The 25,821-nt window shown below is 63.5% G+C and carries 24 protein-coding genes, 1 other RNA gene and 1 pseudogene; 14 read left to right on the top strand and 12 right to left on the bottom strand.

The window, feature by feature from the left end:
- Positions 1 to 128: 128 nt before the first annotated feature.
- Positions 129 to 788, bottom strand: a complete 660-nt coding sequence (gene elbB / locus GEV38_RS26430) for an isoprenoid biosynthesis glyoxalase ElbB (protein WP_004375530.1) — start codon at positions 786 to 788, stop codon at positions 129 to 131.
- A gap of 112 nt (positions 789 to 900) precedes the next feature.
- On the opposite strand from elbB, the pseudogene GEV38_RS27870 reads away from it, so the two are divergent.
- A pseudogene (locus tag GEV38_RS27870) lies at positions 901 to 1,527 on the top strand (sterol desaturase family protein); the annotation flags it as partial.
- 501 nt (positions 1,528 to 2,028) lie between these two features.
- Here GEV38_RS27870 and GEV38_RS26420 read toward each other — a convergent pair.
- Complete coding sequence (locus GEV38_RS26420) at positions 2,029 to 2,673, bottom strand: DedA family protein (RefSeq protein WP_015272245.1); 645 nt, start codon at positions 2,671 to 2,673, stop codon at positions 2,029 to 2,031.
- A gap of 213 nt (positions 2,674 to 2,886) precedes the next feature.
- Here GEV38_RS26420 and ppk1 point away from each other — a divergent pair, with 213 nt between their 5' ends.
- Positions 2,887 to 5,127, top strand: a complete 2,241-nt coding sequence (gene ppk1, locus GEV38_RS26415) for a polyphosphate kinase 1 (protein ID WP_013974735.1) — start codon at positions 2,887 to 2,889, stop codon at positions 5,125 to 5,127.
- On the opposite strand, the gene ppx is transcribed toward ppk1, so the two are convergent.
- Complete coding sequence (gene ppx / locus GEV38_RS26410) at positions 5,114 to 6,616, bottom strand: exopolyphosphatase (protein ID WP_004375529.1); 1,503 nt, start codon at positions 6,614 to 6,616, stop codon at positions 5,114 to 5,116. The two genes, ppk1 and ppx, sit on opposite strands and share 14 nt — an antisense overlap.
- A 256-nt stretch (positions 6,617 to 6,872) precedes the next feature.
- Here ppx and trxA point away from each other — a divergent pair, with 256 nt between their 5' ends.
- The 5 genes from trxA (at position 6,873) to GEV38_RS26385 (ending at position 12,382) form a co-directional block, all read left to right on the top strand.
- Positions 6,873 to 7,199 carry a thioredoxin TrxA gene (trxA, locus tag GEV38_RS26405; RefSeq protein WP_012274768.1) on the top strand — a complete coding sequence of 109 codons (327 nt, stop codon included), beginning with the start codon at positions 6,873 to 6,875 and terminating at the stop codon, positions 7,197 to 7,199.
- A 373-nt stretch (positions 7,200 to 7,572) separates the two neighbouring features.
- On the top strand, positions 7,573 to 8,832 hold the full coding sequence (rho, locus tag GEV38_RS26400; RefSeq protein ID WP_003253661.1) for a transcription termination factor Rho: 1,260 nt from the start codon (positions 7,573 to 7,575) through the stop codon (positions 8,830 to 8,832).
- A gap of 219 nt (positions 8,833 to 9,051) precedes the next feature.
- Positions 9,052 to 10,518, top strand: a complete 1,467-nt coding sequence (gene ubiD, locus GEV38_RS26395) for a 4-hydroxy-3-polyprenylbenzoate decarboxylase (RefSeq protein WP_013974733.1) — start codon at positions 9,052 to 9,054, stop codon at positions 10,516 to 10,518.
- Complete coding sequence (locus GEV38_RS26390; RefSeq protein WP_013974732.1) at positions 10,518 to 11,486, top strand: CDP-6-deoxy-delta-3,4-glucoseen reductase; 969 nt, start codon at positions 10,518 to 10,520, stop codon at positions 11,484 to 11,486. The genes ubiD and GEV38_RS26390 overlap by 1 nt, the downstream gene beginning before the upstream one ends.
- A 245-nt stretch (positions 11,487 to 11,731) precedes the next feature.
- Entirely contained in the window at positions 11,732 to 12,382 is a 651-nt protein-coding gene (locus GEV38_RS26385; RefSeq protein ID WP_043935995.1) for a gamma-glutamylcyclotransferase, read from the top strand.
- A gap of 132 nt (positions 12,383 to 12,514) precedes the next feature.
- On the opposite strand, the gene GEV38_RS26380 is transcribed toward GEV38_RS26385, so the two are convergent.
- Positions 12,515 to 13,492 carry an NADPH:quinone oxidoreductase family protein gene (locus GEV38_RS26380; RefSeq protein WP_015272242.1) on the bottom strand — a complete coding sequence of 326 codons (978 nt, stop codon included), beginning with the start codon at positions 13,490 to 13,492 and terminating at the stop codon, positions 12,515 to 12,517.
- Between the two features lie 169 nt (positions 13,493 to 13,661).
- Between GEV38_RS26380 and GEV38_RS26375 the strand changes: the two genes are divergently transcribed.
- Together GEV38_RS26375 and GEV38_RS26370 are read left to right on the top strand one after the other, a co-directional pair.
- Entirely contained in the window at positions 13,662 to 14,066 is a 405-nt protein-coding gene (locus GEV38_RS26375) for a flagellar basal body-associated protein FliL (RefSeq protein WP_003259380.1), read from the top strand.
- 163 nt (positions 14,067 to 14,229) lie between these two features.
- Entirely contained in the window at positions 14,230 to 14,664 is a 435-nt protein-coding gene (locus GEV38_RS26370; RefSeq protein WP_043935993.1) for a type II toxin-antitoxin system PemK/MazF family toxin, read from the top strand.
- 159 nt (positions 14,665 to 14,823) lie between these two features.
- Here the strand turns inward: GEV38_RS26370 and GEV38_RS26365 are convergent, their stop codons facing one another.
- The 4 genes from GEV38_RS26365 to GEV38_RS26350 all read right to left on the bottom strand — a co-directional run bounded on the left by GEV38_RS26365 (position 14,824) and on the right by GEV38_RS26350 (position 20,311).
- A complete protein-coding gene (locus GEV38_RS26365) occupies positions 14,824 to 15,936 on the bottom strand; it encodes an ABC transporter permease (RefSeq protein ID WP_054573424.1) in 1,113 nt (370 codons plus the stop codon).
- Position 15,937: 1 nt separating this feature from the next.
- On the bottom strand, positions 15,938 to 18,658 hold the full coding sequence (gene rbbA, locus GEV38_RS26360) for a ribosome-associated ATPase/putative transporter RbbA (RefSeq protein ID WP_054573423.1): 2,721 nt from the start codon (positions 18,656 to 18,658) through the stop codon (positions 15,938 to 15,940).
- Positions 18,655 to 19,614, bottom strand: coding sequence for an HlyD family secretion protein (locus tag GEV38_RS26355; RefSeq protein ID WP_015272238.1), 960 nt, complete (start codon positions 19,612 to 19,614; stop codon positions 18,655 to 18,657). Before GEV38_RS26355 ends, rbbA begins: the two co-directional genes overlap by 4 nt.
- Before the next feature lie 247 nt (positions 19,615 to 19,861).
- The gene (locus GEV38_RS26350) at positions 19,862 to 20,311 is read right to left on the bottom strand and encodes an EVE domain-containing protein (protein ID WP_015272237.1); all 450 of its coding nucleotides are present in this window, start codon (positions 20,309 to 20,311) and stop codon (positions 19,862 to 19,864) included.
- A gap of 179 nt (positions 20,312 to 20,490) precedes the next feature.
- On the opposite strand from GEV38_RS26350, the gene GEV38_RS26345 reads away from it, so the two are divergent.
- Complete coding sequence (locus GEV38_RS26345) at positions 20,491 to 20,643, top strand: hypothetical protein (protein WP_015272236.1); 153 nt, start codon at positions 20,491 to 20,493, stop codon at positions 20,641 to 20,643.
- Positions 20,644 to 20,661: 18 nt separating this feature from the next.
- Here GEV38_RS26345 and GEV38_RS26340 read toward each other — a convergent pair whose 3' ends face one another.
- The 4 genes from GEV38_RS26340 to GEV38_RS26325 form a co-directional block, all read right to left on the bottom strand.
- Positions 20,662 to 21,270 (bottom strand): 5-formyltetrahydrofolate cyclo-ligase, encoded by a 609-nt coding sequence (locus GEV38_RS26340; protein WP_003259369.1) that lies wholly within the window; start codon positions 21,268 to 21,270, stop codon positions 20,662 to 20,664.
- A 79-nt stretch (positions 21,271 to 21,349) separates the two neighbouring features.
- Positions 21,350 to 21,529: non-coding RNA, 6S RNA (gene ssrS / locus GEV38_RS26335), on the bottom strand.
- A 17-nt stretch (positions 21,530 to 21,546) separates the two neighbouring features.
- Positions 21,547 to 21,867, bottom strand: a complete 321-nt coding sequence (locus tag GEV38_RS26330; RefSeq protein ID WP_015272235.1) for a cell division protein ZapA — start codon at positions 21,865 to 21,867, stop codon at positions 21,547 to 21,549.
- Positions 21,864 to 22,046 (bottom strand): TIGR02449 family protein, encoded by a 183-nt coding sequence (locus GEV38_RS26325; protein ID WP_029886233.1) that lies wholly within the window; start codon positions 22,044 to 22,046, stop codon positions 21,864 to 21,866. Before GEV38_RS26325 ends, GEV38_RS26330 begins: the two co-directional genes overlap by 4 nt.
- Before the next feature lie 181 nt (positions 22,047 to 22,227).
- Here GEV38_RS26325 and GEV38_RS26320 point away from each other — a divergent pair, with 181 nt between their 5' ends.
- The 4 genes from GEV38_RS26320 to GEV38_RS26305 are packed head-to-tail and all read left to right on the top strand — an operon-like array spanning position 22,228 to position 25,816.
- Complete coding sequence (locus tag GEV38_RS26320) at positions 22,228 to 22,782, top strand: YecA family protein (protein WP_003259367.1); 555 nt, start codon at positions 22,228 to 22,230, stop codon at positions 22,780 to 22,782.
- A 21-nt stretch (positions 22,783 to 22,803) separates the two neighbouring features.
- Positions 22,804 to 24,138 carry a Xaa-Pro aminopeptidase gene (gene pepP / locus GEV38_RS26315; RefSeq protein ID WP_015272234.1) on the top strand — a complete coding sequence of 445 codons (1,335 nt, stop codon included), beginning with the start codon at positions 22,804 to 22,806 and terminating at the stop codon, positions 24,136 to 24,138.
- Positions 24,135 to 25,334, top strand: coding sequence for a 2-octaprenyl-6-methoxyphenyl hydroxylase (ubiH, locus tag GEV38_RS26310; protein WP_015272233.1), 1,200 nt, complete (start codon positions 24,135 to 24,137; stop codon positions 25,332 to 25,334). Before pepP ends, ubiH begins: the two co-directional genes overlap by 4 nt.
- Complete coding sequence (locus GEV38_RS26305) at positions 25,331 to 25,816, top strand: DUF4442 domain-containing protein (RefSeq protein ID WP_013974720.1); 486 nt, start codon at positions 25,331 to 25,333, stop codon at positions 25,814 to 25,816. Before ubiH ends, GEV38_RS26305 begins: the two co-directional genes overlap by 4 nt.
- Positions 25,817 to 25,821 lie beyond the last annotated feature (5 nt).

Below are 25,821 nucleotides of genomic sequence, written 5' to 3'. Positions count from 1 at the left end.
GGCCTTGTGTCGCGATCGGGCCGCAGCGCGGCCCCAGGTTTTCAGCTTCGCCGCATAAATTGCCGGGGCCGCTTCGCGGCCCGATCGCGACACAAGGCCGCCCCTACACCGCGCGTGCCAGCAAGAACCTATTCGTGCGTCAGCTCCAGCACCCGATCCACCAGCTTGTAGATCCCGCCAGCCGCTTCACTGATCGACTTGGCCTCCATGTACGCCGGGGTGGTCACCAGCTTGCGCTGGGTGTCCTCGACAATATCGTGCACATCGCATTCTTCATGAGTGCCACCCATCTTCTGCACGGCCGCCGCAGTGCCAGCGTCGGTACCGATAGTGCAGACCACGCCTGGCCCGTAGATCTTCGCCGCCAGCGCCGGCGAGATGCAGATCAGGCCGACCGGCTTGCAGGCGTCGGCAAAGGCTTCGGCCAGGGCCAGCACATCCGGGTTAACGGTGCAGTTGGCGCCTTCCACGGCAAAGTTGGACAGGTTCTTCGCCGCCCCGAAACCGCCCGGCACGATCAGCGCATCGAAGTCTTCGGCCTTGGCCTCGCGGATGTCCTTGACCTCGCCGCGGGCAATGCGCGCCGACTCCACCAGCACATTCCGCGATTCGGGCATTTCCTCGCCGGTCAGGTGGTTGATCACATGCATCTGCGCAATGTTCGGCGCGAAGCACTGCACCTGCGCACCACGCTGGTCGAGGCGCAGCAGGGTGATCACGCTTTCGTGGATTTCGGCGCCGTCATAAACGCCACAGCCGGAAAGAATCACCGCTACTTTTTTTGTCATGCTTTCTACTCCAGTGTCGAGGCGCTAAATGTCCTCTAGTTTGGCAGATGTAGCCATAGGGATTCCTGCAAGCGCGGCCTAATCTTGGCGGATAACGTCTGAGGTCGTACCCATGGACCTGATCCTGCTGGCCGTGCCGTTCTTCTTCGTGCTGATCGCCGTCGAACTGCTGGCCGACCGTGTGCGCGGCCAGCGCAACTTCACCCTGGCCGACTCGATCAACAGCCTCAGCACCGGTGCGCTGTCGACCAGTACCGGGTTGCTGACCAAAGGGGTGGGGCTGGTGACCTATGCCCTGGCGTTCGAACACATGGCGTTGCTGCGCCTGCCGCCGCAGGCCTGGTGGGTGTGGTTGCTGGCCTTTGTCCTGTACGACTTCTGCTACTACTGGCTGCATCGTCTTGGCCACGAGCGCAACGTGCTGTGGGCTGCGCATTCGGTGCATCATCAGAGCGAGGAGTACAACCTCACCACGGCGCTGCGCCAGACCAGCAGTGGGTTCATCTTCTCGTGGCTGTTCTACCTGCCGCTGGCGTTGCTCGGTGTGCCGCCGCTGGTGTTCATCACGGTGGCATCGCTCAACCTGCTGTACCAGTTCTGGGTGCATACCCGGCACATTCCCAAGCTGGGCTGGCTTGAGTGGGTGTTGATCACGCCATCCAACCATCGCGTCCACCATGCGCAAAATCCTGCTTACTTGGATCGCAATTACGGCGGCGTGTTCATTCTCTGGGATCGTCTGTTCGGCACCTTCAAAGAGGAGGACCCAGCCGAGCCGGTGGTGTTCGGGGTGACCACGCCGCTGGCCAGCTGGAACCCGCTGTGGGCCAACCTGCAGTTCTATGCCCAGCTCTGGCACGACGCCCGGCGCACCGACAGCCTGTGGGACAAGCTGCGCATCTGGTTCATGCCCACCGGCTGGCGCCCGGCCGATGTGGCCGCACGCTACCCGCAGGCCAAGCAGGACCTGGCGTTGTTTCGCAAGTTCGAGGTTGCCTTGGGCCGTGCGCAGCAGGCCTATGTGGCGGCGCAATTCGTGGGTTACGTGGCGCTAGGCAGCTATCTGATGGAGGTGGCCGAGCGCGTGCCAATCGCCGCCCTGGTACTTGGCTGGGCGCAGATGGCGTTTGGCTTGTTCGTACTTGGCGCGCTGCTGGAGAACCGACCATGGGCCATACGCCTGGAGTTGGTACGGTTGCTGGCAAATGCGCCGGCGCTTTACCTGGCGGGCGCACTGGGCCTAGCGGTGGTCGTGCCGCCGACCTGGTTGTTCCTCGTGGCTTACAGCCTGCTCAGCCTCTGGGGCCTGGGCTTTGCCCGCCGCCTTGCGCTCCGCGCGCAACGTGCGGAAGCGCCGGCGCAGCCACAACAGGCCGCCCAGCGCCAACAGGCCACCGAGCACCCATAGCTCGTAGCGCTTCACGTTGCCCAGCAGGCCTTCAAGGATGGCGCCGAAGTGATACGCGGCCGCGCCCAGGGCCACTGCCCAGATGGCCGCGCCGATACCGTTCAGCAGCAAATAGCGGCGTGGCGGGTAGCCGGACAGGCCAATGGCCACCGGCATGACCGTGCGCAAGCCATAGACGAAGCGGAAACTCAGTACCCAGATGTCGGGGTGGCGACGGATGTGGTCCAGCGCCCGGTCACCCATCGCCTGCCAGCGTGGCTTGCGCGCCAGGATCCTGCGCCCGTGGCGGCGGCCCATGAAGTACCACAGCTGGTCGCCGGCATAACTGCCGAAAAATGCCACCAGACACACCAGGTTGATGTCCATGTAACCGCGGAACGCAAGGAATCCTGCAAGCACCAGGATGGTCTCGCCTTCGAAGAAGGTGCCTAGAAAAAGGGCGAAGTAGCCGAAATCCTGCAGGAATTGTTGAAGCATTTTCTGAGGTGCTGGCGAAATGAACGCGAAGCCTACCCCTTCGCGCGCGTTCGTGAAAGTGTCCAGATGTGTCTCGACATGAACAATTCCTGCTTGGAGAATGCCAGAAGCCACGCGCCACGGCTTGCTCTGGCGTGTAACACAGGCGTCATAATGGGCGCTTATCTTGCCGCTCAATAGATGATAGGGCGTTAACGTCCTCAGGAACGCCAGATGAATAATGAAGTGCTAACCCCTGTCGCGATCAAGGATGCTCAGGAACTCCCCGAAGAGATGGTGCAGACCCCGCCAGACCTGCCGCCAGCGCCCCTGCCTGCCGAACCGGTGGCAGAGACTGCGGCCCCGGCCCCTGCGCCGGCCCCGGCGATCGTCATCCCAGGCCTGGACGACAGCAGCCTGTACATTCATCGCGAACTCTCGCAGCTGCAGTTCAATATCCGTGTGCTGGAGCAGGCGCTGGACGAGAACTACCCGCTGCTCGAACGCCTCAAGTTCCTGTTGATCTTCTCCAGCAACCTCGACGAATTCTTCGAGATCCGCGTCGCCGGCCTGAAGAAGCAGATCAACTTTGCCCGTGAACAGGCCGGTGCCGACGGCCTGCAGCCGCACCAGGCGCTGGCGCGTATCAGCGACCTGGTGCACAGCGAAGTGGAGCGCCAGTACGCGATCCTCAACGACGTGCTGCTGCCCGAGCTGGAAAAGCACCATATCCGCTTCATCCGCCGGCGTTACTGGACGCCCAAGCTCAAGACCTGGGTGCGCCGCTACTTCCGCGACGAAATCGCCCCGATCATCACCCCGATCGGCCTCGACCCGACCCACCCGTTCCCGCTGCTGGTGAACAAGAGTCTCAACTTCATCGTCGAGCTCGAGGGTGTCGACGCCTTCGGCCGCGATTCGGGCCTGGCGATCATCCCGGCCCCGCGCCTGCTACCGCGGGTCATCCGGGTGCCGGAAGAGGTGGGTGGGCCGGGCGCCAACTATGTGTTCCTGTCGTCGATGATCCACGCGCACGCCGACGACTTGTTCCAGGGCATGAAGGTGAAGGGCTGCTACCAGTTCCGCCTGACCCGTAACGCCGACCTGGCGCTGGACTCCGAAGAGGTCGATGACTTGGCCCGCGCGCTGCGCGGCGAGCTGTTCTCGCGCCGCTACGGTGACGCCGTTCGCCTGGAGGTGGCCGACACCTGCCCGAAACACCTGTCGGACTACCTGCTCAAGCAGTTCAGCCTCAGCGAAAGCGAGCTTTACCAGGTCAACGGCCCGGTCAACCTTACCCGCCTGTTCAGCATCACTGGCCTGGACAGCCACCCCGAGTTGCAGTACACGCCGTTCACCCCGGCGATCCCCAAGCTGCTGCAGAACGCCGACAACATATTCAGCGTGATCGGCAAGCAGGATATCCTGCTGATGCACCCGTTCGAGTCCTTCACCCCGGTGATCGACCTGCTGCGCCAGGCCGCCAAGGACCCGCACGTGCTTGCCGTGCGCCAGACCCTGTACCGTTCCGGGGCCAACTCGGAAATCGTCGATGCGCTGGTGGACGCGGCGCGTAACGGCAAGGAGGTCACTGCGGTGATCGAGTTGCGGGCGCGCTTCGACGAAGAGTCCAACCTGCAGATGGCCAGCCGCCTGCAAGCGGCCGGTGCGGTGGTGATCTACGGCGTGGTCGGCTTCAAGACCCACGCCAAGATGATGCTGATTCTGCGCCGAGAGCACGGCGAGATCGTGCGTTATGCGCACCTGGGCACCGGTAACTACCACGCCGGCAACGCCCGCCTGTATACCGACTACAGCCTGCTGACCTCCGACGACGCCCTCACCGAGGACGTCGGCAAGCTGTTCAGCCAGTTGATCGGCATGGGCAAGACCCTGCGCATGAAGAAGCTGCTGCACGCGCCGTTCACCCTGAAGAAGGGCATGCTCGACATGATCGCGCGGGAAACCCAGTTTGCCCTCGAAGGCAAGCCGGCGCATATCATCGCCAAGTTCAACTCGCTGACCGACGCGAAGGTCATCAAGGCGCTGTACAAGGCCAGCCAGTCGGGCGTGAAGATCGACCTGGTGGTGCGTGGCATGTGCTGCCTGCGCCCAGGCATTCCGGGGGTTTCGCACAACATCCAGGTGCGCTCGATCATCGGCCGCTTCCTCGAGCACACGCGGGTGTTCTACTTCCTCAATGGCGGCGAAGAGCAGATCTACCTGTCCAGTGCCGACTGGATGGAGCGCAACCTCGACAAGCGCGTCGAAACCTGCTTCCCGGTGGAAGGCAAGAAGCTGTTGCTGCGGGTGAAGAAGGAGCTGGAAGGCTACCTGACCGATAACACCCACGCCTGGACCCTGCAGCCGGACGGGCGCTATGTGCGCAGCACGCCGACCGGCAACCAGAACCCGCGCAGTGCCCAGGCGACCCTGCTGGAGCGCCTGAGCAACCCGGTCCTCAACGTACGCTGAGGACGAAGCCGACCCGGGCCAGCCACTCCGCCTCGTTGGCGAAGTCGGCCTGGGTCAGCTGGTTCTGTTCCAGCCAGCCCTCCGGGAAGGCGACATCGAGGCTGCTGTCGGCAGCCTTGAGCTCGACCTTCGGCATCTGCTGATTGCCACGGATGTGGTGGAACAGGATGGCGAAGCGCAGCAGCACGCACAGGCGCAGCAGCTTGACTCCTTCCTCGCCCAGTTCGGCGATCTTGTCCTTTGGGATGTTGCGGCGATGGCCGCGTACCAGCAAGGCCATCATCTGCTGGTCCTCGCGGGAGAAGCCCGACAGGTCGGAGTGCTCGATCAGGTAGGCGCCGTGCTTGTGGTAATGGTAGTGGGCGATATCCAGGCCGATTTCGTGCACTTTCGCCGCCCAGCCCAGTAGATCGCGCCAGTTCCCGTCTTTGAGGTCCCACGCGTCGGCCACCTGGTCGAAGGCGTGCAATGCCTTGCGCTCGACGCGCGCGGCCTGGCCCTGATCCACGTGGTAGCGCTCCATCAGCGAGTTCAGGGTGCGTTCGCGCACGTCTTCGTGGTGGTGGCGGCCCAGCAGGTCGAACAGCACGCCTTCGCGCAGGGCGCCGTCGCAGTGGTCCATGCGCTGCAGTTCCAGGGCATCGAAGATCGCTTCGAGAATCGCCAGGCCCGCCGGGAAGATGGTGCGGCGGTCCGGCTTGACGCCTTCGAAGTCGATCTTGTCGACCTCTCCCAGCTTGAACAGCTTGCGTTTGACCCAGGCCAGCCCTTCGGCGTTGACCTCGCCATTGCCCAGGCCGCCTGCCTTGATGGCGGCGCCGATGGCACGAATGGTACCGGACGAGCCGATGGCCTCGTCCCAGGTCAGGCGGTGCAGGGCATTCTCGATGCTCATCAGCTCCAGGCGCGCGGCGGTGTAGGCCTGGGCGTAGCGGGCCGGGGTTATCTTGCCGTCGCGGAAGTAGCGCTGGGTGAAGCTTACACAGCCCATCTGAAGGCTTTCGCGCAGCAGCGGCTCGAAGCGCTGGCCGATGATGAACTCGGTACTGCCGCCGCCGATATCGGCCACCAGGCGCTTGCCGGGGGTGTCGGCCAGGGTGTGCGACACGCCCAGGTAGATCAGGCGCGCTTCTTCACGGCCGGAGATCACCTCGACCGGGTGGCCAAGGATGGCTTCGGCGCGCTGGATGAATTCGTTGCGGTTGCGCGCTTCGCGCAAGGCGTTGGTACCGACGATGCGCACGGAGCCTGCCGGCATGCCGTTGATCAGTTGGGAAAAGCGCTTGAGGCAATCCAGGCCTCGTTCCATTGCCTCTTCGCTGAGCATGCGTTCTTCGTCGATGCCGGCGGCCAGTTGAACCTTCTCGCCGAGCCGCTCGAGAATGCGGATTTCGGTATGGTGGGCCTTGGCCACGACCATGTGGAAGCTGTTGGAGCCAAGGTCGATGGCGGCGATCAGGGACAAGTTCTTCGCGATGGTATGCGGCATGATCTGGTTGTTCTCGGTCGTTAACCCGGCAATCGTGCCACGATAGCAGGCTGTCGCCAACGCGTGGCACACAGCCGTTGAGCTGGCCTTGATGCAAGGCAATGTGCCATTCGATGCTATGACGTTTGCATGACAGTTTCGATTCGTGGCGTCTTGCACAACTATAGTTACACTCAATCGTCCGCGGCTTCCTGTAGGAGACGGGTGCGGCTATGATGGGCAACGTTTTTTATTGCTTACGACCTTGGAGATTTCCATGAGCGACAAAATCAAACACGTCACCGACGCCAGCTTCGAAGCCGACGTACTGCAGGCTCAAGGCCCGGTGCTGGTCGACTACTGGGCTGAATGGTGCGGCCCATGCAAGATGATCGCTCCGGTTCTGGACGACATCGCTGCCACCTACGAGGGCAAGCTGACCGTCGCCAAGCTGAACATCGACGAGAACCAGGAAACCCCGGCCAAGCACGGCGTGCGTGGTATCCCGACGCTGATGCTGTTCAAGAACGGCAACGTCGAAGCCACCAAGGTCGGCGCCCTGTCCAAATCGCAGCTGGCCGCGTTCCTCGACGCCCACCTGTGATGTAAAAAAGCCCCGCAGATGCGGGGTTTTTTTTGCCTCTGCAAAGGCAGTCTTGCCCATGTAGGAGCAGCCTTGTGCTGCGAAAGGGCCGGTAAGGCTGACGTTGTCGCTGCGGTTGATGGCCTCTTCGCAGCACAAGGCTGCTCCTACGGGCAGGTGTGTTGCAGCTGAAAATGGCAGGGCAAAACCACTAGACGCAGAAAAAAGCAAGTGTTACATTCGGCCTCGCACTGCTTCTCCAGTGCCCTCTACACGCCGTCGCCGAAGCATCCCTAATTCGAATCAGTACGCGATCTTGTCGCCATCTAGCGGCGCGGCCTCATTAAGCCAGAAGCTTAATTCTCCCTTCTTACATGATTACGTCATTCCCCTTATGAACCTGACTGAACTCAAGCAAAAGCCGATTACCGATCTTTTGGAAATGGCCGAACAGATGGGCATCGAAAACATGGCCCGTTCGCGCAAACAGGACGTGATTTTCGCCCTGCTGAAGAAGCACGCGAAAAGCGGCGAAGAGATCTCGGGTGACGGCGTGCTGGAGATTCTCCAGGATGGTTTCGGTTTCCTGCGTTCGGCTGATGCGTCCTACCTGGCCGGCCCTGACGATATCTACGTCTCGCCCAGCCAGATCCGCCGCTTCAACCTGCGTACCGGCGACACCATCGTCGGCAAGATCCGCCCGCCGAAGGAAGGGGAGCGTTACTTCGCCCTGCTGAAGGTCGACACCATCAACTTCGACCGCCCGGAAAACGCGAAGAACAAGATCCTGTTCGAAAACCTGACGCCGCTGTTCCCGAACAAGCGCCTGAAGATGGAAGCCGGTAACGGCTCCACCGAAGACCTGACCGGCCGCGTCATCGACCTGTGCGCCCCGATCGGCAAAGGCCAGCGTGGCCTGATCGTTGCTCCGCCGAAAGCGGGCAAGACGATCATGCTGCAGAACATCGCGGCCAACATCACCCGTAACAACCCCGAGTGCCACTTGATCGTCCTGCTGATCGACGAGCGCCCGGAAGAAGTGACCGAAATGCAGCGCACCGTGCGCGGCGAAGTGGTTGCCTCCACCTTCGACGAGCCGCCAACCCGCCACGTGCAGGTTGCCGAAATGGTAATCGAGAAGGCCAAGCGCCTGGTCGAGCACAAGAAGGACGTGGTCATCCTGCTGGACTCGATCACCCGCCTGGCGCGTGCCTACAACACCGTGATCCCGAGCTCCGGCAAGGTACTGACCGGTGGTGTCGACGCCCACGCCCTGGAGAAGCCGAAGCGCTTCTTCGGCGCAGCGCGTAACATCGAGGAAGGCGGTTCGCTGACCATCATCGCTACCGCGCTGGTCGAAACCGGCTCGAAGATGGACGAAGTGATCTACGAAGAGTTCAAGGGCACCGGCAACATGGAGCTGCCTCTGGACCGCCGCATCGCCGAGAAGCGCGTGTTCCCGGCCATCAACATCAACCGCTCCGGTACCCGCCGCGAAGAGCTGCTGACTGCCGACGACGAGCTGCAGCGCATGTGGATCCTGCGCAAGTTGCTGCACCCGATGGACGAAATCGCCGCCATTGAGTTCCTGGTCGACAAGCTCAAGCAGACCAAGACCAACGACGAGTTCTTCCTGTCGATGAAGCGCAAGTAAGCGTTTCAGGCCGGATTTGATTGGGGCTGCTTCGCAGCCCATCGCCGGCAAGCCAGCTCCCACAGGTACTGTACAGCTCTTGAAGCTTGTGCGGACTCTGTGGGAGCTGGCTTGCCGGCGATGGGGCGCGAAGCGGCCCCAAGTCATTTTTGGCCATTGGGTACTGAACGGCGCTACACTCTGCACCCCCGACCGATACGGCCAACATGAGGCTTCTGCATGCAGTATCGCGACTTGCGCGACTTCATCCGTGGCCTGGAACAGCGCGGCGAGCTCAAGCGCATCCAGGTTCCGATCTCCCCCGTCCTGGAAATGACCGAGGTCTGCGACCGCACCTTGCGTGCCAAGGGCCCTGCATTGCTGTTCGAAAAGCCCACCGGCTTCGACATCCCGGTGCTGGGCAACCTGTTCGGCACCCCGGAACGTGTGGCCATGGGCATGGGCGCCGAGTCGGTCGATGAACTGCGGGAAATCGGCAAGCTGCTGGCCTTCCTCAAGGAGCCCGAGCCGCCGAAGGGTCTGAAGGATGCCTGGTCCAAGCTTCCGATCTTCAAGAAAGTCGTGTCGATGGCGCCGAAAGTGGTCAAGGACGCGGTGTGTCAGGAAGTGGTCATCGAGGGCGATGACGTCGACCTCGGCGCTCTGCCAATCCAGCACTGCTGGCCGGGCGACGTGGCACCGCTGATCACCTGGGGCCTTACCGTCACCCGCGGCCCGAACAAGGACCGTCAGAACCTGGGCATCTACCGCCAGCAGGTTATCGGCCGCAACAAGGTCATCATGCGCTGGCTCAGCCACCGTGGCGGCGCCCTGGACTACCGCGAATGGTGTGAGAAGAACCCTGGCCAGCCGTTCCCGGTCGCCGTGGCCCTGGGCGCCGACCCGGCCACCATCCTCGGCGCCGTGACCCCGGTGCCGGACACCCTCTCCGAGTATGCCTTCGCCGGCCTGCTGCGTGGCAACCGCACCGAACTGGTCAAGTGCCGGGGCAGCAACCTGCAGGTACCGGCCACCGCCGAAATCATCCTGGAAGGCGTGATCCACCCGGGCGAAATGGCCCCGGAAGGCCCGTATGGCGACCACACCGGCTACTACAACGAAGTGGACAGCTTCCCGGTGTTCACCGTGGAGCGCATCACCCATCGGCAGAAACCGATCTACCACAGCACCTACACCGGCCGGCCGCCAGATGAGCCGGCGATCCTCGGCGTGGCGCTGAACGAAGTGTTTGTGCCGATCCTGCAGAAGCAGTTCCCGGAAATCGTCGATTTCTATCTGCCACCGGAAGGCTGCTCGTATCGCATGGCGGTGGTGACCATGAAGAAGCAGTACCCGGGCCACGCCAAGCGCGTGATGCTGGGTGTGTGGTCGTTCCTGCGACAGTTCATGTACACCAAGTTCGTTATTGTCACCGATGACGATATCAATGCCCGTGACTGGAATGACGTGATCTGGGCCATCACCACACGCATGGACCCCAAGCGTGATACGGTGATGATCGACAACACCCCGATCGACTACCTGGACTTCGCGTCACCGGTATCCGGGCTGGGGTCGAAGATGGGCCTGGATGCCACGCACAAGTGGCCGGGCGAGACTACACGCGAATGGGGACGGGTCATCGTCAAGGACGAAGCCGTCACCCGCCGTATCGATGAGCTGTGGGATCAGTTGGGAATAGATTGATGCAGGTAACGTTGCAGCCGTCCGGGGCGGTGCTGGCGCTCGAACCCGGGGAACGGATCCTGGATGGAGCGCGGCGGCTGGGCTATGACTGCCCGAACAGCTGCCGCAATGGCAATTGCCATGTCTGCGCCGCGTTGTTGGTCGAAGGCCGGGTACGCCAGGACGGCGAAGTCCGCGACCATGGCGAGCTGTTCACCTGTATTGCCGAACCGCTGGAGGACTGCGTGTTGCTCTGGGATGGTGTGCTCGCCCTTGGCGAGCTGCCGGTGCGCAAACTGGCGTGCAGTGTCAGTGAGTGCGTCGAGGTCGGTGGCGACGTCTGGCGCGTGCGGTTGCGCGCGCCGGCTGGCAGGCCGCCGCGCTATCACGCGGGGCAGTACCTGATGATCGAGCGCGAAGGCGGCAAGCAGGCGGCGTTTTCGCTGGCTTCCGCACCCCATGCCGGACGCGAGCTGGAGCTGCATGTGCTGGCGCGCGAGCCCAGTGCGCTGCAACTTATCGAGCAGCTCAAGCGCGACGGCCTGGCGCGCATTGAAATGCCGTTCGGTGACACCCACCTGGCCGAGTTGCCCGATGGGCCGCTGGTGCTAATCGCTGCTGGCACCGGCATGGGTCAGATGCACAGCCTGGTCGAGCATTGCCGGGCACAGGGTTTCAAGCACCCGGTGCACCTGTACTGGGGCGTGCGTCGGCCCGAGGACTTCTACCAGATCGAGCACTGGGACGAGTGGCAGCGCCTGCCCAACCTGTTCCTGCACCAGGTGGTCAGCGACCTGTGCGGTTGGGAAGGCCGTTGCGGCATGCTGCATGAGGCGGTCTGCGAAGACATCGCCGATCTCAACAGCGTGCATGTATATGCCAGCGGCTCGCCGAACATGATCTATGCCACGCTCGACGCCTTGGTCGAAGCCGGCATGGATGCGCATCGCATGCGTGCCGATGTGTTTGCCTACGCACCGCGCGGCTAATAACTGGAGTTTGAAAGTATTGGTATAAGGCGGTAATTGTTACCGCCTTGGCTAATAACTTTCACAGTTGCTGAAACAGTACTTTCCAGTCGTCGGGAGCGAGGATGAAACTCTGGCGCGAGGGCTTGAGTATTCCTGCACTTCTGTCCTATGGTTACTGCAAGCGCCCTTGGTACAGAGGCTGGGGGCGCATCGTAATCGAATCTCGCTACATCCGTAGTTCACAGGGATAATGGCGGCAGCTTATGTCGGCACTTGAAAGTATGTCCTGGGAAGTTTCATATCCACCGACACTCGACTTCGGTCAGCAACATACTCGCGAACAGTTGTTCAATTCCATGAAGACAACCATGTCTCGCCATCAGGGTGGGCCGGTGTGGCTGTTCGCCTATGGTTCGTTGATCTGGCGACCGGAGTGCAACTCGGTGGAGCGCCAGCGCGCGCGGGTGCATGGTTACCACCGTGGCTTGTACCTGTGGTCGCATGAGCACCGTGGCACCCCGGAAACCCCTGGCCTGGTGTTCGGCCTGGACCGTGGTGGCTCCTGCAGCGGTTTTGCCTACCGGCTGGATGACAGCAGCCTGGACGATTCGCTGATGGCCTTGTGGCAGCGCGAGATGCCGTACCCGGCGTACCGGCCGCACTGGCTCAGCTGCCGGTTGGGTGATGGCAGCAAGGTGCAGGCCCTGGGTTTCGTGCTGGAGCGGCATTTGCCGTGCTATGCCGGGAACCTGCCGGACACCCTGCTAAGCCAGATCCTGGCCAGTGCCAAGGGGCGCTATGGCACTACGCGTGATTATGTCGAACAGACCTTGAATGCCCTGCGCAGCCACCAGATGCCCGATCGCAACCTGGAGGCGCGGTTCAGGCGCTGCCATAACCTGCGCGAAGTCTGATTGGCCTGCACCAGCCTCTTCGCGGGCACGCCCGCTCCCACAGGTACTCCACTGGCCTTGGACACTGTGGAGATCCTGTGGGAGCCGGCTTGCCGGCGATAGGGCCCTGACAGGCAACAGATTTCTCAATCCTTACCTGGCCAGCACCACCAACTTACCCACAGCCTGACGCTGCCCCAACTTTTCAATGGCAGCCCCTGCCTCAGCCAGTGGATAAGTCTGCGACACCAGCGGCTTCAACTTGCCTTCGGCATGCCATGCAAACAGCTGCCGGAAGTTGGCCGCATTGTCCTCCGGCTGACGCTGGGCAAACGCCCCCCAGAATACCCCGAGCACCGCCGCACCCTTGAGCAACACCAGGTTGGCCGCCAGCTGCGGGATGGTCCCGCTGGCAAAGCCCACCACCAGCAACCGGCCATTCCAGGCCAGCCCGCGCACGGCCTGCTCGAACAACTCGCCACCCACCGGGTCGTAGATCACGTCTACGCCCTGGCCACCGGTCAGGCGCTTGATCTCGTCACGCAGGCTGGCCTGGCTGTAGTCGATCAGTTCATCCGCGCCGGCTGCCTTGGCCACGGCCAGTTTTTCCGCACTGCTGGCGGCCGCGATCACCCGCGCGCCCATGGCCTTGCCGATCTCCACCGCCGCCAGGCCGACCCCGCCGGACGCACCCAGCACCAACAGCGTCTCGCCCGCCTGCAACTGGCCGCGCTGGCGCAGGGCGTGCATGGAGGTTCCGTATGTCATGCCGAATGCCGCGGCAGTGGTGAAGTCCATGCTCGCCGGGATCGGCAACACATTGTAGAACGGCACCGCCACCTGCTCGGCGAATGCACCCCAGCCGGTCAGCGCCATGACCCGGTCACCGACCTTGAACGCGCCGGCCTTTTCCCCGACTGCGGCCACCACGCCCGCTGCCTCGCCGCCGGGGGAGAACGGCAACGGTGGCTGGAACTGGTACTTGCCTTCGATGATCAGGGTGTCGGGGAAGTTGACCCCTGCGGCCTGCACATCCAGCAGGATCTCGTTTTTCTTCGGCACCGGGCTGGCTACCTCTTCCAGCACCAGGTCGCGCGCCGGGCCCAGGGTTTTGCACAACACAGCTTTCATCGGGGCTATTCCTTTGCGGGTCGTGGCCGATAAGTGTAGGAGGGCCGCCTGCCCGGTCAACGAGCATGGGGCGCCCTGATGTGCAGGCATAAGTGGCGGCACAAGCACGGGCTTGGGTTTGAGCGGCATGCTGGGTAAGCTGGCACCAACTGTATTGAGGAGCGAATTCTTGAAAGCGTGGATCTTGATGGTGCTGGCGCTGCTGCTGCCGGCTGCGGCCATGGGCGAGGAAGCCAAGGAAGGGGCGCCGAAAGTCGCCTACATCAGCCTGAGTCCGCCCTTTGTGGGCAACTACGCCCTCGACGGTAGCCCGCGGCTGCGCGTGTACAAGGCCGACGTGGCCCTGCGCGTGACCGGCGACGAAGCCGCCAAGGCGGTGAAGCACCACGAGCCGCTGATCCGCAACCAGCTGGTGGCGCTGTTCACCCAACAGTCGGTGGACAGCATGAGCAACGTCGAGGCCAAGGAGCATCTTCGCCAGGAAGCGCTGAAACAGGTGCAGCAGGTGATGGAAGCCGAAGAAGGCAAGCCGATCGTTGAAGACCTGCTATTCAACAACCTGATCGTGCAGTGATCTGAAGCATTGTGAGGTCGATTGCTGGTGAGCTGGATTGAAGTCAGGCTTACCACGGTTGTAGGACTTTTCCGTCTTTCCTGTAAGCCCGCCAGTTTTCGGTTTCTGAAGCCAAGGCCGAGCTAAATTGTGCCTTGTCTTCAGTTGCTTGAGAGTGTTGGCAATGCCTTTGAAGTACCAGCCGAAAGAGGCGACTGTACTGATGTGCGACTTTTCAGGCTTTCAAGTGCCTGAAATGATCAAGGTGCGCCCCGTTGTCGTTCTTCGCAAGCACAGTCAAAACCGTCAGTTGGTGACGATAATCCCACTGAGCACCACCGCACCGGATCAACTGACAAGGCATCACGTTGTGCTGCCGAGTTATCTGCCTGGCCCGGCCCCGACATGCTGGGCCAAGTGCGACATGATCTACACGGTAGCTACCTCCAGACTGGACAGATGTCGGATCAGATCGCGCCAGGGCGGTGGTCGGGAATACATGACCTTTACAATGCGGCCGGAGCACTTCGCCGCCGTGAGGGCTGCTGTTGGTTTTACGCTGGGTTTCTCACATCCAGCAACAGTGCAGTCTGTTGGCAATGTAACGCTCGATGCGTGATAATGGGCCCGTTCCCGTAAGGGGCTTGCAAGACTCTGCGGATCCTGGTTCAACCAGCAATTACAGAGCCGGGCAGGTGTACGGCGATGACAAGCCGACCTGTCTGTGAGTAGGGCGCCGAAAGGCGCCCTTTGTCTTTGTGCTAGATACCAATTTGGATCAGGACGCCAGGCTTCGGCGAAACCGCGCCAGCGCCACGCCGAAGAACACCAGCCCGATCACGGCCAGCGCCAGGATGTCCGGCCACACCACCGTCCAACCGGCATCACGAAACAGAATTGCGGCGCCAAGGCTGACAAAGTGCGTCGACGGCGACCCCTGCATCACCCACTGCAGCCACTGCGGCATGCTGTCCAGCGGTGTGCTGCCGCCGGAAAGCAACAGCATCGGGATGATCACCGGGATCGCCAGCAGGCCGAATTGTGGCGTCGAGCGCGCCAGGGTGGCGAGGAAGATGCCCAGTGCGGTACTGGCGAACAGGTAGAGCGCCGTCACGGCCAGGAACAGGCCCATCGAACCGGACAGCGGCACGCCAAGCGCGCCCTTGACCACCACCACCAGCGAAATCCAGGTACAGATCACCACTACCAGCGCGTTGCTGGCAATCTTCGCCAGCATGATTTCCAGCGCGGTCAGCGGTAGCACCAGCAGGTGGTCGAGGGTGCCGTGCTCGCGCTCGCGCAGCAACGCGGTGCCGGTGAGTATGATCGCCAGGATGGTGATGTTGTTGACGATCTGGATCACCGCCAGGAACCAGCCGCCCTCCAGGTTGGGGTTGAACAGAGCCTTGGCGTTTATTATCACCGGGCTCTGTGTGTTGCTGCGCTGGCTGTAGTCGAGCAACTCGCGTTCGAAGATGCGGCCGATGTAGCCGGCACCCATGAACGCCTGGCTCATGGCCGTGGCGTCGACATAGATCTGCAGTTCCGGCGAGCGCCCGGCCAGCAGGTCGCTCTGGAAGTTCACCGGCACGTTGATCACGAAGGTGTACTGGCCGCTGTCCATGGCCTGGTCCAGACGCTGCGGGGCCAGTGGCACGGCGGGCTGGAACTCGGGTGGTTGCAGGGCTTCACCAAGCTTGCGCGATAGCAGGCTGTGGTCTTCGTCCACCATCGCGACACTGGCGTTGTGCACGCCGATCACCGAGCCGGCTGCCGGCATGTAGATGGCCACGCTGAAGGCATACAGCAGGAACAGCAGTAGCACGCTGTCATGGCGCAGGCTGGTCAGCTCTTTCAGGCCAAGACGCAGGGTGTGGTTCAGGCGTGACATATCAGGCCTCCTGCTTCTTCAGCATGGCCAGGCTCAGGCCGGTGAACACGGCAAAAAAGCTGAGCAGGATCAGGCACTGCGGCCACAGCTCGCGCAGTCCCAGCGCCTTGGTGAAGGTGCCGACCGCGATATCGAGGAAGTAGCCCGCCGGGAACAGTTGGCCCATCACCGCCGCCGCGCCATCCAGCGACGAGCGTGGCACGATCAGCCCGGAAAACTGGATGGTCGGCAAGCTGGTGATGATCATGGTGCCCAGGATGGCGGCGATCTGTGTGCGGGTGAAGGCCGAGATCAACAGGCCCAGGCTGGTGGTAGCCAGCAGGTAGGCGACGCCGCCACAGGCCAGGGCCAGCACGCTGCCCTTGAGCGGCACGGCGAACAGCCAGCGGTTCATCGCCACCAGCAGCGCCAGGTTGACCAGGCTCACGGCCAGATAGGGCATCTGCTTGCCGAGCAGAAACTCCAGGCGGGTGAGGGGTGTGGCGTAGAAGTTGGTGATGGAGCCGAGCTCTTTCTCGCGGACGATACCTAGCGCGGTGAGCATGGCCGGGATGAAGGCCAGGATCAGCGCCATTACCCCAGGGCCGATGGCGTTCACGCTGACCACATCCTGGTTGTAGCGAAAACGGGTTTCCAGGCGCACCAGGTCCTGGCGCGGCTGCGGCTGTGGGCTGGCTTTGGCTAGTTGCTCGAGATTGGCCTGGTGCACGGCTTCCACGTAATTGCGGCTGGTTTCGGCGCGGAACGGCATACCGCCATCGAGCCAGGCGGCCACCACCGGTTGACGCCCGGCGTAGAGGTCGCGGCCGAAGCCGGGTGGAATTTCCAGTGCCAGTTTGATTTCCGAGCGCTGCAGGCGCTGGTGCATTTCGCGGGTGTCGCGGATGGGCGCCTGTTCGGCGAAATAGCGTGAACCACGGAAGGCTTCGAGGTAGGCCCGGCTTTGCGGGCTCTGGTCCTGGTCGTGTACGGCGAAGGCGAGGTTTTCCACATCCAGTGAAATGCCATAGCCGAAGATCACCATCATGAACATCGCCCCCAGCAGGGCGAAGGCCAGGCGCACCTTGTCGCGCAGCAGCTCCTTGCCCTCACGGCTGGCCACCGCCAGCAGGCGACGCAGGCTGAAGCCCTGGCGCAGCGGCGGCGCAGGCGTGGCGGTCTGCTCCAGCACGGTGTTGTCGGTGGCTTGCGGCGCTAGTTCCTGAGCCTGTTCCAGGCAGCGCACGAACGCGTCTTCCAGAGTGTTGCCCTGGTAGTGGCGTTGCAGGGCATCCGGCGTGTCGCAGGCCAGTACCCGGCCTGCATGCATCAGCGAGATACGGTCGCAGCGCTGGGCTTCGTTCATGAAGTGGGTAGAAAGGAAAATGGTCACGCCCTGCTCGCGTGAAAGCTCCACCAGCAGGCGCCAGAAGTCGTCACGGGCAGCCGGGTCGACGCCGGAGGTGGGTTCGTCGAGGATCAGCACTTCCGGGCGGTGCAGCACCGCTACCGCCAGTGACAGGCGCTGACGCAGGCCGAGGGGCAGGGCACCGGATGGCTGGTCGGCGATGGCAACCAGGTCGAAGCGCTCGATCAGCTCGTCGATGCGCTGGGCGCTCTCGGCCTTGGGCAGGTCGAACAGGCGTGTATGCAGAGTGAGGTTCTGCCGGGTGCTCAGCTCGCCATACAACGAAAAACTCTGCGACATGAAACCGACCCGTTTGCGCGTGGCCAGGTCACTGGCATCCACCGGGCGGCCGAGCAGGCTGGCGCTGCCTTCGCTGGCCGGCATCAGCCCGGTAAGCACTTTCATGGTGGTGGTCTTGCCGCAGCCGTTGGAGCCCAGGAAGCCGAAAATCTCGCCGCGGCCAATGGCGAAGCTGACCTTGTTCACAGCAGTGAAATCGCCAAAGCGCAGGGTCAGGTCGTGGGCCTCGATGGCGACCGGGCTGTCAGCGGCCGGGCGCGGCGGGATGATGAGCGGAGGGTGTTGTGCCTTGCCCGCGCCCTGGTAGTGGGTGAAGGCGTCGTCCAGCTTGCCACTGGGGGTGACTGCGCCCAGTTCATGGCTGGGGCCGGCGGCCAGCAGACGGCCGCCATCGAGCATCAGGCAATGCTCGAACTGTTCAGCCTCTTCCATGTAGGCGGTGGCCACCAGCAGGGTCAGTTGCGGGCGCTGTGCGCGTACCTGTTCGACCAGCTCCCAGAAGCGCCGCCGCGACAGTGGGTCGACGCCGGTGGTCGGCTCGTCGAGGATCAGCAGGTCCGGCTCGTGGATCAGCGCGCAGCATAGGCCAAGCTTCTGCTTCATGCCGCCCGACAGTTTGCCCGCCGGGCGCTCGGCAAAGCGCTGCAGGTCGGTGGCCTGTAGCAGGTTGGCCATGCGCTGTTCGCATTCGCGACGGCCGAGGCCGAACAGGGTGGCGAAAAAGCGGATGTTCTCGCTGATCGACAGCTCCGGATACAGGTTGTTGCCCAGCCCCTGCGGCATGAACGCCACTTTCGGGTACAGCGCCGCGCGATGGCGCCGCTGGCGGATCGAGCCACCCAGCACCTGCAGTTCGCCCTGTTGCAGGCGCTTGACGCCGGCGATCAGCCCCAGCAGGGTCGATTTGCCAGCCCCGTCAGGGCCGATCAGCGCGCAGCGGGTGCCCGCCGGCAGGCTGAACCCGAGGGGGTGCAAGGCGACCAGGTCGCCGTAGCGATGGCTGATACCCTCGGCCAGCAGTGCCGGGGCGTTCATTGCAGGTTGGCCGGCCAGTCCACCTCAGCCGTGCGTACGTAGCCGGCGCCTGGCATGCCCGGCTTGGCCTGCGGCACGGCGCCCGGGTCGGTCAGGCGCAACTTGACCCGGAACACCAGCTTCTGCCGCTCGTCGCGGGTTTCCACCTGCTTGGGGGTGAACTGGGCCTTGGCCGCGACAAAGGCAACCTTCGCCGGCAGCGCCCGCTCGGGCAGGGCGTCGAGCACGATCCGTGCCTGGTCGCCGACGGTCAGCCGGCCGCTGGTGGAGGCGGGCAGGTAAAGGTTCATGTACTGGTCGCTGGGGTCGATCAACATCAGCACGCGGCCGCCGGCACCCAGCACTTCACCGGGCTCGGCCAGACGCAGCTGGATGATGCCGTTGATCGGTGCGCGCAGACTGCTGTCGTCGATTTCGCTGGTGAGCTGCGCTACCTGGGCCTCGGCGGCGCCGATGGCGGCCTTGATCGCCGCCAGTTGGGCGCGGGCGGCGACTACGGCGGCGTTGGCCGTGTCGAAGCGCGCCTGCTGTTGGTCGAGCAACTGCTGGCTGGCGTATTTGCGCTGGAAGATCTCGCGAACGCGCTTGAGCTCCTGGCTGGCCAGCAGCAGTTCGCTTTGGCGCAGCTGCACACTGGCCTGGGCGGCGGCGTAGTTTTCCCGGGCGCGCAGCACTTCGGCTTCGGCCTGGCTGCGCTGGGCTTCCATGGTACGGGTGTCGATGCGCGCCAGCAGCTGGCCGCGAGTTACCTTGTCACCTTCGTCGACCAGCACTTCGGCCAGGCGGCCGGGGATTTTGCTGGCGATCTGCACTTCGGTGGCTTCCAGGCGGCCGTTGCCCATGCTCAGGCCTTCGGGCAACTGGTCGTGGAGCGACTTCCAGTACCCCAGCCCACCGGCTGTTGCGAGTAGGGCGATCAGCGCGGTGGCGAAGATCCTGGGGGCGTATCGGTTCATCGGTCTGCATCCTTGCGGTCATGCACACTGCATCATGGCGTGCAGCCATGAGCGATGTGTTGATATCAATCAAAGGCCCCCACAGTCCCTGTAGGAGCGGCCTTGTGTCGCGAAAGGGCTGCAAAGCAGCCCCGGCAATTCATGGGGTGACGCTGATATCCCGGGGCCGCTGTGCGCCCCATCGCGACACAAGGCCGCTCCTACAGGGGACCGCCCCGGTCAGCAAGATCTGACCTTAGCCGCAGTTTCAACGCAAAGCGACAATCACCGCCCATTGCTCTGGCGTCACGGGCATTACCGACAGGCGGCTGCCCTTCTGCACCAGCGGCAGTTCGGCCAGGCTTGTCTGCTGTTTCAGCCAGCCCAGCTCCAGCACCCGTGGCAGGGTTTGCACATGGGCCACATCGACCGCGCTCCAAGGGTTCTTGTCGGCCGTGGCCTTGGCATCGTAGTAGGGGCTCTGCGGGTCCAGCGCGGTTGGGTCCGGGTAGGCTGCGCGGGTGATCCTGGCAATGCCGGCGATGCCCGGCTGCGGACAGCTGGAGTGGTAGAAGAAGAACTCGTCGCCAACGCTCATGGCCCGCAGGAAATTGCGTGCCTGATAGTTGCGCACGCCGTCCCAGCGCGCTTCGCCGAGCCGGCCGAGGGCTTCAATGGAGAGCTCGTCGGGCTCGGATTTCATCAGCCAGTAGGCCATGGGGTGCTGCTCCTGAAAAGGTTTGAAATAACCTGTTGCACGAAACCGACAGCCGGTTGGCGTCAAGGTTTGCGTGCAGACGCAGGTTGTCGGAAAATGCGCCCCGTTTAAAGCGCGATGCTCCGGCAATACCCAGAAAGTTGCCGAGCGTGAACAGTTTGCCTGGGGGGCAATCTTCGATGAATCAACGTAACAAGCCGGATCTGCTGTGGGTCTTGGTGTTCATTTTCGGCCTGGGTGTGGTCACTACCGGTTATGCGCAAGGGATCTGGGAGCGCAAGCTGGACAACGCCTATCAGATGCCGGTCGACGCCAGCCAGCCGAAACGTTGATGCCCCCGCTGGCGCCGCTCAACGCGGCGCCAGGTACCAGCCACGGTCCGAGACCGTCCCCTGCAGCGGTACATCCCAACTGGCCTGAGCCAGCCGCTCGACCTTCTGGCATTCATGTGCCAGCCCCAACAGCAACGGCTTTTTCCAGGTCTGGCGACGCGCCTGGTAGGCCAGGCTGCGATCATAGAAACCACCGCCCATTCCCAGGCGACCGCCCACTTCGTCGAAACCGACCAACGGTAGCAGGATCAGGTCCAGCGACCAGATCGGGCGCTGGCGCTTGCGCTCGGTGACCGGCTCGGGAATGCGAAAGCGGTTGGGCTTGAGCTTCTCGCCTTGCTCGAAGCGCTGGAACACCATGCGCGTGCGCGGCCAGGCGTGCAGCACCGGCAGGTAGGTGCGCTTGCCGCGGCGCTGGGCCTCGCGCAGCAGCAGGTAAGGGTCGATTTCGCCATCGTTGGGCAAGTACAGGGCAATGTGCCGGGCGCGTCGGAACAGCGGGTGCTGCGCCAGCTGGCGGTAAAGGCCAAGGGCGGCCTGGCGTTGCTGAGCAGGGGTAAGGGCGCGGCGGGCATTGCGGAGCAGGCGACGGAGCTGGGGGCGGGTGAGCTGCGCGGTGTCGGTCATGGCACGGGCGATCCCAGGTGCTGGCCGACGTGGTCGGCCAATACGAATTGCCCGCCGAAAGGGGCGGGCAAGATAATTCAGGCTCCCCGATAAGACCGCTATCGGTGTAGCCCTTGAACCCGAAAGTTCAAGGTGGAGATTGCAGGGGGCGTTAAGGCTTTCCGTCGGGCGGACATGCACACCGGCCCCAGCGTGCAACCCCCGTGGTTGTGCGTATCGGCTCAGGGACATAACCGACTGGCGCATCCCCCAGGGAGTGGCGCCAGTATACCAATCTCAGCCGATTTTGGTATCCGCGTCGTCGGACAGTGCCTGGTCGACCCGTTCCAGCAGGTCGCGCACCTGTTCGCGGGTGGTGCCGCCTGCCGGAGCATCGTTGCGCTCTTCCTGGCGGTGCAGCATTTCGTGGGTGATGTTCAACGCTGCCATGACCGCGATGCGGTCGGCGCCGATCACCTTGCCGCTGCTGCGGATTTCGCGCATCTTGCCGTCCAGGTAGCGCGCGGCACTGACCAGGTTGTTGCGCTCTTCCGGCGGGCAGATGATCGAATATTCCTTGTCGAGGATCTGCACGGTGACGCTATTGCTTGAACTCATGAGTCTTGCTCCAGAGCCTTGAGGCGTAAAATCATCGACTCGACCTTGCGCTTGGCGATCTCGTTCTTTTCGATGAGGTGGGCGCGCTCTTCGCGCCAGGACTTTTCCTGAGCTACTAGGAGTGCATTTTGCCGTTTTAGTTGCTCGACACGTTCGATCAGCAACTCGAATCGGCTCATCAGTGCCTGCAGGTCGTTCTCTTGCGTGGGTTGCACTCGATTCGCTCCGTCGTTGAGTCACCTGGCGATGATGCCTCTCCCTGGGCGGCGACGGCCAGTGCCGATGGTCTTGGCGCGCCTGCCGGTGCTAGGATACAAGGTCTCCATTCTAGTCATTGCGCCGTCTGGCGCCTAGCTGCCCATGCCCAATACCCAATCGCCCTACATCGCCTTCGCCATGCTGCTGTCCAGCAATGGCCATCCTGTAACCCCGGCCGAACTGCACGGCCTGCTGATCGGCCGCAGCTGCGCCGGTGCCGGCTTCGACGCCGACGGCTGGCTGGCCGATGCCGCCCAGCTGCTGGAAACCGAGCCCGGTGACACCGTACGCAACGCCCTGGTCGGCCTGCAGGAAATGGTCAAGGGCGAACTGACCAGCGACGACATGGCGATCGTCCTGCTGCTGCCTTCCGACGACGCCGCCCTGAGCGATCGCGCCACCGCGCTGGGCCAGTGGTGCCAGGGCTTCATCACCGGTTTCGGCCTGAATGCCGGTGGCAAGGACCTGTCCGACGAGGCCAAGGAAGTGCTGCAGGACCTGGTGGCCATTTCCCAGGTCCAGGAAGCCCTCGAGGAGTCCGAGGATGGCGAGAGCGATTACATGGAAGTCATGGAATACCTGCGTGTGGCGCCGTTGCTGCTGTTCTCCGAGCTGGCCAAGCCGGCCGCCCCTGCACCCAAGCCATCGCTGCACTGATCAACCAGGGGTAGTCTGCCCATGAGCCACATTCCCAAGGCCGAGTATGCCCGTCGGCGCAAGGCGCTGATGGCGCAGATGGTCCCCAACAGCATCGCCATCCTGCCCGCCGCCGCGGTTGCCATCCGTAACCGCGACGTCGAGCACGTTTACCGCCAGGACAGCGACTTCCAGTACCTCAGTGGTTTCCCCGAGCCGGAAGCGGTGATTGCGCTGATTCCCGGTCGCGAGCATGGCGAATACGTGCTGTTTTGCCGAGAACGCAACCCCGAGCGCGAGCTGTGGGACGGCCTGCGTGCCGGCCAGGAAGGTGCGGTGCGCGATTTTGGCGCAGACGATGCCTTCCCCATCACCGACATCGACGAGATCCTGCCGGGCCTGATCGAAGGCCGTGAGCGGGTATACAGCGCCATGGGCAGCAACCCCGAGTTCGACCGCCGGCTGATGGACTGGATCAACGTGATCCGCTCCAAGGCGCGCCTGGGGGCCCAGCCGCCGAACGAGTTCGTTGCGCTGGATCATCTGCTGCACGACATGCGCCTGTATAAATCGGCAGCGGAAGTGAAGGTGATGCGCGCTGCCGCAGACATCTCGGCGCGGGCCCACGTGCGGGCCATGCAGGCCTGCCGGGCCGGCTTGCACGAATACAGCCTGGAAGCCGAGCTGGACTATGAGTTCCGCAAGGGCGGGGCGAAGATGCCGGCCTACGGCTCGATCGTCGCGGCCGGGCGCAATGGCTGCATCCTGCACTATCAGCAGAACGACGCCCCGCTCAAGGATGGCGACCTGGTGCTGATCGACGCCGGCTGCGAGATCGACTGCTACGCCAGCGACATCACCCGTACCTTCCCTGTCAGCGGGCGTTTTTCGCCCGAGCAGAGGGCCATCTACGAGCTGGTGCTCAAGGCCCAGGCAGCGGCGTTTGCCGAAATCGCCCCTGGCAAGCACTGGAACCACGCCCATGAGGCGACCGTGCGGGTCATCACCGAGGGCCTGGTGGAACTGGGCCTGCTGACCGGCGAGGTACAGGCGCTGATCGACAGCGAGGCCTATCGTGCCTTCTACATGCACCGCGCCGGGCACTGGCTGGGCATGGATGTGCACGATGTGGGCGAGTACAAGGTGGGCGGTGAGTGGCGGGTGCTAGAACCCGGCATGGCGCTGACCGTCGAGCCGGGCATCTACATAGGCGCCGACAATCAGGCCGTGGCCAAGAAATGGCGCGGCATTGGTGTAAGGATCGAGGACGACGTGGTAGTGACCAGGCAAGGTTGTGAAATCCTGACTTCGGGCGTGCCGCGCACGGTCGCCGAGATCGAGGCGCTGATGCAGGCCGCCCGCAAGGACGCGGCATGAATCGGGTAAACCTGGCGATCATCGGTGGCGGCCTGGTGGGCGCGAGCCTGGCCCTGGCCCTGCAGGCGGGGGCCAAGGCGCGAGGCTGGAAGATCCTGCTGATCGAGCCGTTCGCCCCCGGTGACAGCTTCCAGCCCAGCTACGACGCGCGTTCGTCGGCACTGTCGTTCGGTACCCAGCAGATCTACCAGCAGTTGGGCCTGTGGCAGGCCATCGGCCATCGCGCCGAGCCGATCTTGCAGATTCACGTGTCCGACCGCGGCCGTTTCGGTGCCACCCGCCTGGATGCCCGGGAAGAGGGTGTGCCGGCGCTTGGCTACGTGGTGGAAAACGCCTGGCTGGGCCAGTGCCTTTGGCAAGGGCTGGACAGCGAGGTGGTGAGCTGGCGCTGCCCGGCGGAAGTGACTGCGATGCAGGCCATTGAGGGTGGCTACCGCCTGCAGCTGAACGATGACACCCAGTTGGAGTGCGACCTGGCTGTACTGGCCGACGGTGGCCGTTCCGGCCTGCGCGAACAGCTGGGTATCCACGTGCGCCACACGCCCTACCAACAGAGCGCGCTGATCGCCAACATAACCCCGGGCGAGGCCCACGGCGGCCAGGCCTTCGAACGTTTCACCGAAGAAGGCCCCATGGCCCTGCTGCCGCTGCCGGATAACCGCTGCGCGCTGGTCTGGACCCGCCAGGGCATGGACGCGAGGCGTCTGGCCGACATCGACGAGCGCAATTTCCTGCGTGAACTGCAGGGCGTGTTCGGCTATCGCCTGGGCGCCTTGCGCCAGGTCGGCGCGCGGCACCTCTACCCACTGTCGCTGATCGAGGCCCAGGAGCAGGTGCGGCCGCATCTGGTGGTGCTGGGTAACGCCGCGCACAGCCTGCACCCTATTGCCGGCCAAGGCTTCAATCTGTCGCTGCGTGACGTGCAGGCGCTTGCCGAGGCGCTGCTGGCCGGCCCGCAGCAGCCTGGCGACCTGACAACATTGCAGGCCTACCACCAGCGCCAGCGCGTGGACCAGGCCATGACCATCGGCTTTTCCGATCAGGTCACCCGTCTGTTCGGCAGCAGCCAGCCATTGCTGGCCGCCGGCCGCAACCTTGGCCTGCTCGGGCTCGACCTGCTGCCACCGGCCAAAAGCTGGTTCGCCCGCCAGGCCATGGGCCTGGGCACCCGCCCCGATCCGCGAGGTCAGGCATGAGTGACAACACGCGCAGGCTGGCGCGCCGGGCGTGCCTGTTGCGCTGGCGGCTGAACCTGTTCCCGCCGCACCTCGGCGCTGGTATCCGCGTACAGCACATCAGCCCGGACCTGCGCAGCGTCAAGGTGGCGATGAAGCTGACCCGCTGGAACCGCAACTACGTCGGCACCCAGTGCGGCGGCAGCCTGTACGGCATGGTCGACCCGTTCTACATGCTGCTGTTGATCGAGCAGCTGGGGCGTGACTACATCGTCTGGGACAAGGCCGCCAGCATCGATTTCATTTCGCCGGGCAAAGGCCCGGTGTATGCCGAGCTCCACGTCGATGACGCGCTGCTGGACGAAATCCGCCAGCAGACTGCCACCGGCAAGAAGTGCCTGCCGCGTTTGCAGGTCGATATCCGCGACGGCGCCGGCGAGCTGGTGGCGCGGGTCGATAAAACCCTATATGTGCGGCTCAAGCCGCAAGCGAGGCTGGCGTAAGGCAT

Source organism: Pseudomonas sp. 13159349, assembly GCF_013305685.1.
GTDB lineage: Bacteria > Pseudomonadota > Gammaproteobacteria > Pseudomonadales > Pseudomonadaceae > Aquipseudomonas > Aquipseudomonas asiatica.
This window is presented reverse-complemented; position numbering and strand designations above follow the sequence as displayed.

Excerpts from the sequence above, each read along its gene's own strand:
- elbB (WP_004375530.1), bottom strand. The coding sequence starts at position 788 with ATGACAAAAAAAGTAGCGGTGATTCTTTCCGGCTGTGGCGTTTATGAC.
- GEV38_RS26420 (WP_015272245.1), bottom strand. The coding sequence starts at position 2,673 with ATGCTTCAACAATTCCTGCAGGATTTCGGCTACTTCGCCCTTTTTCTA.
- ppk1 (WP_013974735.1), top strand. The coding sequence starts at position 2,887 with ATGAATAATGAAGTGCTAACCCCTGTCGCGATCAAGGATGCTCAGGAA.
- ppx (WP_004375529.1), bottom strand. The coding sequence starts at position 6,616 with ATGCCGCATACCATCGCGAAGAACTTGTCCCTGATCGCCGCCATCGAC.
- trxA (WP_012274768.1), top strand. The coding sequence starts at position 6,873 with ATGAGCGACAAAATCAAACACGTCACCGACGCCAGCTTCGAAGCCGAC.
- rho (WP_003253661.1), top strand. The coding sequence starts at position 7,573 with ATGAACCTGACTGAACTCAAGCAAAAGCCGATTACCGATCTTTTGGAA.
- ubiD (WP_013974733.1), top strand. The coding sequence starts at position 9,052 with ATGCAGTATCGCGACTTGCGCGACTTCATCCGTGGCCTGGAACAGCGC.
- GEV38_RS26390 (WP_013974732.1), top strand. The coding sequence starts at position 10,518 with ATGCAGGTAACGTTGCAGCCGTCCGGGGCGGTGCTGGCGCTCGAACCC.
- GEV38_RS26385 (WP_043935995.1), top strand. The coding sequence starts at position 11,732 with ATGTCGGCACTTGAAAGTATGTCCTGGGAAGTTTCATATCCACCGACA.
- GEV38_RS26380 (WP_015272242.1), bottom strand. The coding sequence starts at position 13,492 with ATGAAAGCTGTGTTGTGCAAAACCCTGGGCCCGGCGCGCGACCTGGTG.
- GEV38_RS26370 (WP_043935993.1), top strand. The coding sequence starts at position 14,230 with ATGCCTTTGAAGTACCAGCCGAAAGAGGCGACTGTACTGATGTGCGAC.
- GEV38_RS26365 (WP_054573424.1), bottom strand. The coding sequence starts at position 15,936 with ATGTCACGCCTGAACCACACCCTGCGTCTTGGCCTGAAAGAGCTGACC.
- rbbA (WP_054573423.1), bottom strand. The coding sequence starts at position 18,658 with ATGAACGCCCCGGCACTGCTGGCCGAGGGTATCAGCCATCGCTACGGC.
- GEV38_RS26355 (WP_015272238.1), bottom strand. The coding sequence starts at position 19,614 with ATGAACCGATACGCCCCCAGGATCTTCGCCACCGCGCTGATCGCCCTA.
- GEV38_RS26350 (WP_015272237.1), bottom strand. The coding sequence starts at position 20,311 with ATGGCCTACTGGCTGATGAAATCCGAGCCCGACGAGCTCTCCATTGAA.
- GEV38_RS26345 (WP_015272236.1), top strand. The coding sequence starts at position 20,491 with ATGAATCAACGTAACAAGCCGGATCTGCTGTGGGTCTTGGTGTTCATT.
- GEV38_RS26340 (WP_003259369.1), bottom strand. The coding sequence starts at position 21,270 with ATGACCGACACCGCGCAGCTCACCCGCCCCCAGCTCCGTCGCCTGCTC.
- GEV38_RS26330 (WP_015272235.1), bottom strand. The coding sequence starts at position 21,867 with ATGAGTTCAAGCAATAGCGTCACCGTGCAGATCCTCGACAAGGAATAT.
- GEV38_RS26325 (WP_029886233.1), bottom strand. The coding sequence starts at position 22,046 with ATGAGCCGATTCGAGTTGCTGATCGAACGTGTCGAGCAACTAAAACGG.
- GEV38_RS26320 (WP_003259367.1), top strand. The coding sequence starts at position 22,228 with ATGCCCAATACCCAATCGCCCTACATCGCCTTCGCCATGCTGCTGTCC.
- pepP (WP_015272234.1), top strand. The coding sequence starts at position 22,804 with ATGAGCCACATTCCCAAGGCCGAGTATGCCCGTCGGCGCAAGGCGCTG.
- ubiH (WP_015272233.1), top strand. The coding sequence starts at position 24,135 with ATGAATCGGGTAAACCTGGCGATCATCGGTGGCGGCCTGGTGGGCGCG.
- GEV38_RS26305 (WP_013974720.1), top strand. The coding sequence starts at position 25,331 with ATGAGTGACAACACGCGCAGGCTGGCGCGCCGGGCGTGCCTGTTGCGC.